Below are 6,654 nucleotides of genomic sequence, written 5' to 3'. Positions count from 1 at the left end.
GCGATAATCAAGAATCATTCATTTGTCCGCATCTGTAGGGGCGGGTTTAGGGATTTAATTGGGCTACCTACCCCAAACCTATCAACAAAACCCGCCCGGAATCCTCAACGGCGATAATCGGGTTAGGGGCGATAACGCTGTGTCCACCACACCAACGCATCACAAAATTGAGTTAATACCATTAAGGCTATTCTCTGTTCAGGTAGGGACATTGACCAGATTTTGTTTGCCATGGCTTGGATTTTTTGGGTTTCATCCTTCTCTTTTTCCTTTTTTTGTTCACGGGTGTGTTCCGGTAAGGTTGAGGTGACATCATCATTGGGTAAATTAACCCCGGCTGGCTGGAGAATTTCGGCTAGTTTCTGCCACACGTCTTGCCAATATTGACTTTTGTTTCGGGTTTTTTTGTCTCGCCTCAGCCGTAATTGTTCGCCCCAGAAGCGTTCGAGTCCATAGGCGACTGTCATCCGCATTTTATGGGATTCGTTGAGGACGTTGTTTTCGTTTCGATGTTTGAGGACGAGTTCTTGAGCGTGGTAGTCTAGGGCGTAAGGTTGCCACTCGCTTAAGTCTTGCTTTTCTGTTGATTCAATCATGGGACTGTCTCCTATTTTTTATGGCTTATTCTTGTGGCAATTAACGACTATTAACTGATTGCAGGGAAACCTGGGTGCGACCAAAGCCAATGGATTCTAAGCCGCCAAAATAGAGTTCTTGGCACTTGGGGTTGAATTGGCTATCTTGGAGAAATTGTTGCCATTCTTCCGGGGTGTCTCCAGTGGTTTTTCGCATGGCTAGGGGAAATGCCATAATTGTTCCTTCGGGTAAAGCTTCAAGGTCAAAGAATGCGCCTTTTTTGGCTTTCTTTTCATCCGGTTCTAGGGCGACTCGACTCTGGCGATACAATCCCATGTCGTGAATCATGGATATTTCCGTGTCAGCGACGACGATGAGTAGATGTTTGGGTTCAGATTCAATGGCTTGGGGAAATAAGTCTTTTAAGGTTTTGTCTTCTTGTTTTAGGGGTAAGAAGCCTAGATTAAAAAACAGGGTTTTGCTGGAAGGGTTGCCGTAATAACTGTAGGGTTTGATGTCGGTGATGGATTTTTCGGTTATTTTTTGATAACGCTTGAGTAGGGCTGGACAAGACACGTAGACAATGGGTTGATTGGGACAGTAAACGGGTAGCCAGACGATGGAGGCATATTCAAATTTGATCCGACTTTCACTGGTATTGTTGTTGCCGTTCGTTTCGGATTCCTGGGTTGCTGAGGGTGAATGATTTACGGCTTTGCCATACCAGTGATCAACCTTGCCATTTTGGTGACGCATCGCCGCCCGAAATCGTCCCCGAATTGAACTTCCGGGAATGATTCCAGTTAGGGTAAATTGGTCGCGGAAAATTAGGTTGAGATTGCCGTTTTCTTCTCCGGCGCTGGCACCGACATGGAGGGGCGCTTGGGTTTCAATTATGCCGTAGGCTTTATGATAATCAGACATGGTTGGTTCTCCATAATAATGGTTCGTTTTTGAGGATGCAGTTTTATCTCTCAGACGTCGCAGGGTACGTCTCTACATGGCGTCTTCATCGGTATTTTTAGTATGGGAACAGGTTAGGAGTAGGGCTAATCCACACCCCCAGCGTTTGAGAGAGGGTCCTTCTTCGGGAAACCAGGATTTATCCCACTCTTGCCAAGATTTATTCAGGGGTTCTTTGAGGATATAAACGGTTCCTGCTGGTACGGCGTAGCGTCCCCGTGATAAACATTTGGGTTGGTGAAAAGAGGAGGATTTATTATTTCCTAAACGATAGCGAAAGGGGATGGGACGAGCGGTAAAAATGGTTTCAACTGACCAGACGAAGTTATCGTTTTGTTCGGGATTTTCCTGTTCATACTTTTGCGGATTACCTTTTTGTAATTGGATGGGTTCTCGATAGGAAAGTCGGTTTGACCCCCAAATGGCAGGGGTAATCAAAGCAAACTTGCTTTGAATTTTTTGGTTAAATCGATTGAGATGGTTTTGGTTGAGTTTCAGACAGTTAATTTCGACGATATGTCCTTCGCCACCAAAGCGATACCAACCCGGTGCGAGTTCATGGGTTGAGAGATAGACTAAACAGGTGTCTAGTGGCATTTGTACGGCATTTTCTAGAAATAAACTGCCTTGTTCATCTTCAGTGTCTTGGGAATTGACAACATGACGTTGATTCAGGGCAAGTCGGGGATGTAAGTGAGGGGAAAATTTCCACGGGGCTTTCTTGACTTGGGTGGGATTATCCCAAGTATTAATGGCTAACCAGGTTCCTTTTTCAAATTTGTCATTGGGGGGATAGTTTTGGGTTTCATCTAGCCATTCTTCAGAGGTTGAGTGCCAAGAGAGTTTGTGGCAAATTTCGCCATTTTTAATTAGATAGGTGAATGGGGTGGGAACATAAAAGTTTTGTTCTTTTTTCACCTCCTTAGTTTCCCCCCAAAAGGGTCCGGCGAGATACAAGTCTTTAATGTCTTGAATCTTGTCCTTACAGGCGGCAAATATACCTGAAACTGTGGCGGCGCTGGGGGGAAAGCTAGTCCCTGAACGTCCGACTAGGTTTTCTGGGGATAAGAAGCGTCCGGCACTTCCGTATAGAAATCCTAGGGGTTCAATCAGGATGAGATACTGGAATTTTGGGTTTGCTGATTGATTCATGGTCATCGGTTAAATAAAAGCCAAGGTTGGCGAGGTTGATTAGCCATTGATTGAAGGTATCTATGACTTTAGGGTCACTGTTGAGTGCCTCTCTCATCGATGGATTTTCTTGGTAATTGGGATTAAATTGTTTGGGGTCACCTAAGATTCCGGTAAAGGTGGGTAATTCATATTCATCATAGAGATTCCACCAGTTTTGGGGATTGGCAAAAATGGTTTTCCAGTCGGAACCAAAGTAAATCTCGATTAGGGCTAAGGCAATATCGATAGTCTGGTTATTGAAAGCGTGGCGCGATTGCAGGGTGGCGATATCTTGATAGAAATGCGTCCAATTATCTCCCTGTTCGCGGTCTTGATAACTGTTGATTAAGTTTTTTAGCGTGTCGCGATCGCGCCCTGGCTTCTGCTGCTGTAAACTAAGAGAAAATCGCGGCAATAATGAGGTGAGTTCCTGGGTATCGAGTAACCACCAGGGACAGACCCATTCCATGTAATTACCGCTGTTAAATAGGATACGAAAGGCGATGCGATCGCGTCCCGTTTTTTTGGCAGCTTGTTCGGCTAAATGACAATGCTGGAGGATGTCCCGTTGGGGAACTTGAGATCCTGCCCAGACAAAGCCGACACTAGGGGTAATTTCTTTGGGTTCAGGGTGATGCCAAATCTGGGATTTGAAGCCAGCCAACCAATCCAGACAGCGACGCGGGGATATCTGTTTGTAGGGATGGTAGAGTACGCCGAAAAAGTCATCGCCGCCAGCATAAATTATCCGTCCTTTGGGCGGTAAATACTCCTCCTGTTTCTCATAGAGTTGTTTGCCCCAGTCTCGCATTTTTGTGCTAAACTGAGTTAGCTGTTCTTGTTCTAATCTGGCGTCCAATTGGGCAAGTTTCTGGAAATATTTGCCCGCGTTATCGCCATCCCCTTGAAACCAGCCTGTCCAATAGTTTTCGGTCGGGTTGTGACGATTTAACTCGCCAAAGGAGTCCGGATTCAAATCTTGCTTAAGTTGCTGGATGGCGTCGGCTTCTAAGTTGACGAGGTTGAGTTGATTCAGATGCTCAATTAAGCTATTTCTGATTTCCTCATGGGTAATTAAACGCTTGGTCAGTTCCGGAATGCTGAGTTCCTCACGCGGATCAATGAACGATTCCCCCAGGAGTTGACTCAAGCTGTGGTAGAATGAACGAACGGCTTGTTTTTGCGGCTGATAGTTGTCGTGACGCGAGTTAAGATTGTGTCCTAAAAGAGGATACGCGATCGCATCACTTCCAGATAAGGTGGAACTCTCCCCTTGCCAGTTAATTCCTGTCCAATTGCGGGCGTATTTAACTTGATTGAGTTTTTGGCGTGCTTGGGTAATACTCTCTCCCGGTTTCCCGGAGGCGTGGAAAAATTCCCAGCTATAGTTTGCCCAGAGTTGCCAATCTCGTTTCCAGAAATTATAGTCCCATTTAATGGTATTTCCCTGGCTATCCTGGCTAGTTTGAATGTGCTTCTCAATCCACTCACGACAGCTATTGACAAGGCACGTCCAAGCTTGATTAAATGTCTGTTCAATGATAGAAATCTGATCAGCAGAAAGCTCACCTCGGAGTACAATTTGATTAGGCATTCCCTGGGTAACATTAATCCGGGCGGGTGAGATAATCTCACACCCCTGATTTTTGGCGGCGAGACAGATAATCCAGGATAAAAAGGAGAGAATATAGGAACTCCCGTACAAATCCCGGAGTTTGCGCGATTTGGTGATAAAGTCCTGAATCGGGGCAAAGGTGATAATGTGATAGGTTGGAGCCATTTTTTGTCATGATTTAGGGGTGATTGCCGATATCTTTCAGTATACGGACAGGTGGAAAACCCTTTTTCCAGTTGATGTAGAGACGTAGCATGAGAAGTCTCTACAGCCGACGGGTAAAGGAGGGTTGATGTTAGGTATCATGGAAACCGTCAACTGAATGATAAATCCCACCTTGGCTTTAGTTTAATGGGTCAGTTCTCTCCAGCTTACGAAACCGACTACTATGCGTGGACACAACAGCAAGCGCAATTCCTCCAACAACAGCAATGGAACTGCTTGGATATCGTGAATCTGGTGGAGGAGATTGAATCCTTGGGTAGACAGGAAAGGCGAGAGTTACGGAATCGCTTGGGTGTATTATTGGCACATCTGCTGAAATGGCAGTTTCAACCTCAAAATCGCTCCAGAAGCTGGTTGGCGACAATTCGAGAACAGCGTTTCCAAGTGCGACAACTCCTTGCCGAGAGTCCGAGTTTAAAGCCTTATTTGGTGGAAGCGATAGAACTAGCGTATCAGAGTGCCGTGAACTTAGCCGTCCGCGAAACGGGCTTAAGCTACAAAACCTTTCCCCCAGAATGTGCCTATTCGAGTGAGCAAGTGTTGGAGTCAGAATTTTTCCCCGGAGAGCCCTTTGATTTTGAGGTTGTTCTGTAGGGGCGACCCGCCTGCACCAATGAACCAGGTGTCTACTCAATTGACTCGGGTCGCCCTTGACCAGGGTGATGCGCTGTTCGTAGTAAGGGCTTTAGCCTGGTCAACCTTTGATCAGTTTCCCTGTTCGTAGTAAGGGCTTTAGCCTGGTCAACCTTTGATCAGTTTCCCTGTTCGTAGTAAGGGCTTTAGCCTGGTCAACCTTTGATCAGTTTCCCCAATGCAATCTGGGGGTTTCATGGGCGCAGGTTGGCAAAGGGCGCAGGTTGGCAAAGGGCGCAGGTTGGCAAAGGGCGCACGTCGGTGCGCCCCTACGAACCACCACAAAAATAACAATCACTGGTGCCTAAATAGTCAGGGTTGGTTTTCAGCCACTTGGATGCCGGAAATTCGTAAATCCAATCTAACCCATTCTCCATATCTAGAATACCACTCACCAAACTGTGAATAATTCCAACGCCGGTACTGGCACAGAGACTATTTAACCAGAACACAGCCGGGTCTGCTATTCCCTTTCATTAGTGGTGCGAGTCTCTAGGAGGGCGCGGTGAATTTGCTGCCACATTTTGGGGGGAATATGTAGGGAATGTTGGGTTTTATTCATGATGATTGGATAAGGAATACTACAGGATGGGTGGGGCGGTAGGGGCGCATAGACGTGCGCCCTTTCCCCGACGTGCGCCCAAAAAAGCGACAATTTGAGCCTTATACTCCGTTGCAGTCAAAGCGAAAATCGGGGCGGGTTTAGTGAATTTAACGGTTTCAAGCGTAGTATTATCGGTAAAACCCGCCCCTACATCCTCAATTTGATAGAATCAGCTAATGTCTGCCTGTTGGCTTCTGATTTATTGATTTAATCATCGCTATTAATTGCATGGTTGAAGCTTTGGGCGGCGAGGAAGGTGTTGTCGCCATCGGCTAAGATGAGAACTCGACGATTGGTTGTACTCAAGGGTTTTGGTTCCTTTTCTGATTGGTTGTGTCTATTTAAGCCTAGGGGTGGAAAAAGGGTTTTCCGTGGGAGGGGGTGATGGGGAAGATGGGGGAGAAGATTCCCAATCAACAATGAACCATGAACAATCAACAAATGACGAATGAGGATTCCCACCGTCCGACTTTACTGTTGTCCGACTACTTATCTGATTTTCCGGTTGTATTGTCCGACGCTGATGATTCCCTGTTCTAGGAGTTTGGCGGCGAAGAGTTCGGAGACTTCTTTGCTGGGGAATTCCAGTTGTCTGATGTTGGGGAGTTTGGGCAGGTTTCCCAGGTAGGTTCCTGAATAGCGGGGGAGAAGTTCTAGGGTTTTTTTCATTTCGGATTGCTGGATTAAAAAGATTTCCTGATACATGCTTGATTTTCTTTGATAACCATTTGGCGGGTGTGGTATGGCTATTTGGCTGACGTTTTTCCTTGCCAGTTTTTCTGGGCGCATATCGGGATAGGGCGCACGTCGGGGATAGGGCGCACGTCGGGGATAGGGCGCACGTCGGGGATAGGGCGCACGTCGG

The 6,654-nt window shown here is 46.6% G+C and carries 7 protein-coding genes; 1 reads left to right on the top strand and 6 read right to left on the bottom strand.

The window, feature by feature from the left end:
- Positions 1-122: 122 nt before the first annotated feature.
- From ACLFWI_RS24145 to ACLFWI_RS24130, 4 genes are all read right to left on the bottom strand, one after another.
- A complete protein-coding gene (locus ACLFWI_RS24145) occupies positions 123-596 on the bottom strand; it encodes a hypothetical protein (RefSeq protein WP_446410626.1) in 474 nt (157 codons plus the stop codon).
- A gap of 40 nt (positions 597-636) precedes the next feature.
- A complete protein-coding gene (locus tag ACLFWI_RS24140) occupies positions 637-1,500 on the bottom strand; it encodes an RAMP superfamily CRISPR-associated protein (RefSeq protein ID WP_446410627.1) in 864 nt (287 codons plus the stop codon).
- Positions 1,501-1,572: 72 nt separating this feature from the next.
- Positions 1,573-2,691 carry a type III-B CRISPR module-associated Cmr3 family protein gene (locus ACLFWI_RS24135; protein WP_446415035.1) on the bottom strand — a complete coding sequence of 373 codons (1,119 nt, stop codon included), beginning with the start codon at positions 2,689-2,691 and terminating at the stop codon, positions 1,573-1,575.
- Positions 2,645-4,492, bottom strand: coding sequence for a Cas10/Cmr2 second palm domain-containing protein (locus tag ACLFWI_RS24130; protein WP_446415034.1), 1,848 nt, complete (start codon positions 4,490-4,492; stop codon positions 2,645-2,647). The genes ACLFWI_RS24135 and ACLFWI_RS24130 overlap by 47 nt, the downstream gene beginning before the upstream one ends.
- 186 nt (positions 4,493-4,678) lie before the next feature.
- Here ACLFWI_RS24130 and ACLFWI_RS24125 point away from each other — a divergent pair, with 186 nt between their 5' ends.
- Entirely contained in the window at positions 4,679-5,146 is a 468-nt protein-coding gene (locus tag ACLFWI_RS24125; protein WP_446415033.1) for a DUF29 domain-containing protein, read from the top strand.
- A 308-nt stretch (positions 5,147-5,454) separates the two neighbouring features.
- Here the strand turns inward: ACLFWI_RS24125 and ACLFWI_RS24120 are convergent, their stop codons facing one another.
- Both ACLFWI_RS24120 and ACLFWI_RS24115 read right to left on the bottom strand, forming a co-directional pair.
- On the bottom strand, positions 5,455-5,637 hold the full coding sequence (locus ACLFWI_RS24120; RefSeq protein ID WP_446415032.1) for a hypothetical protein: 183 nt from the start codon (positions 5,635-5,637) through the stop codon (positions 5,455-5,457).
- A 641-nt stretch (positions 5,638-6,278) separates the two neighbouring features.
- Positions 6,279-6,654 (bottom strand): hypothetical protein (locus tag ACLFWI_RS24115; protein WP_446415031.1); only part of this gene is annotated, 376 nt, incomplete at its 5' end.

The sequence above is a fragment of the Coleofasciculus sp. genome, assembly GCF_046539235.1.
GTDB lineage: Bacteria > Cyanobacteriota > Cyanobacteriia > Cyanobacteriales > Coleofasciculaceae > Coleofasciculus.
The sequence above is the reverse complement of the archived record's forward strand: the minus strand, read 5'-3'. Positions and strand labels throughout refer to the sequence as shown.

What these genes read in the sequence shown, in the direction of transcription:
- ACLFWI_RS24145 (WP_446410626.1), bottom strand. Translation starts at nt 596, where the DNA reads ATGATTGAATCAACAGAAAAGCAAGACTTAAGCGAGTGGCAACCTTAC.
- ACLFWI_RS24140 (WP_446410627.1), bottom strand. Translation starts at nt 1,500, where the DNA reads ATGTCTGATTATCATAAAGCCTACGGCATAATTGAAACCCAAGCGCCC.
- ACLFWI_RS24135 (WP_446415035.1), bottom strand. Translation starts at nt 2,691, where the DNA reads ATGAATCAATCAGCAAACCCAAAATTCCAGTATCTCATCCTGATTGAA.
- ACLFWI_RS24130 (WP_446415034.1), bottom strand. Translation starts at nt 4,492, where the DNA reads ATGGCTCCAACCTATCACATTATCACCTTTGCCCCGATTCAGGACTTT.
- ACLFWI_RS24125 (WP_446415033.1), top strand. Translation starts at nt 4,679, where the DNA reads ATGGGTCAGTTCTCTCCAGCTTACGAAACCGACTACTATGCGTGGACA.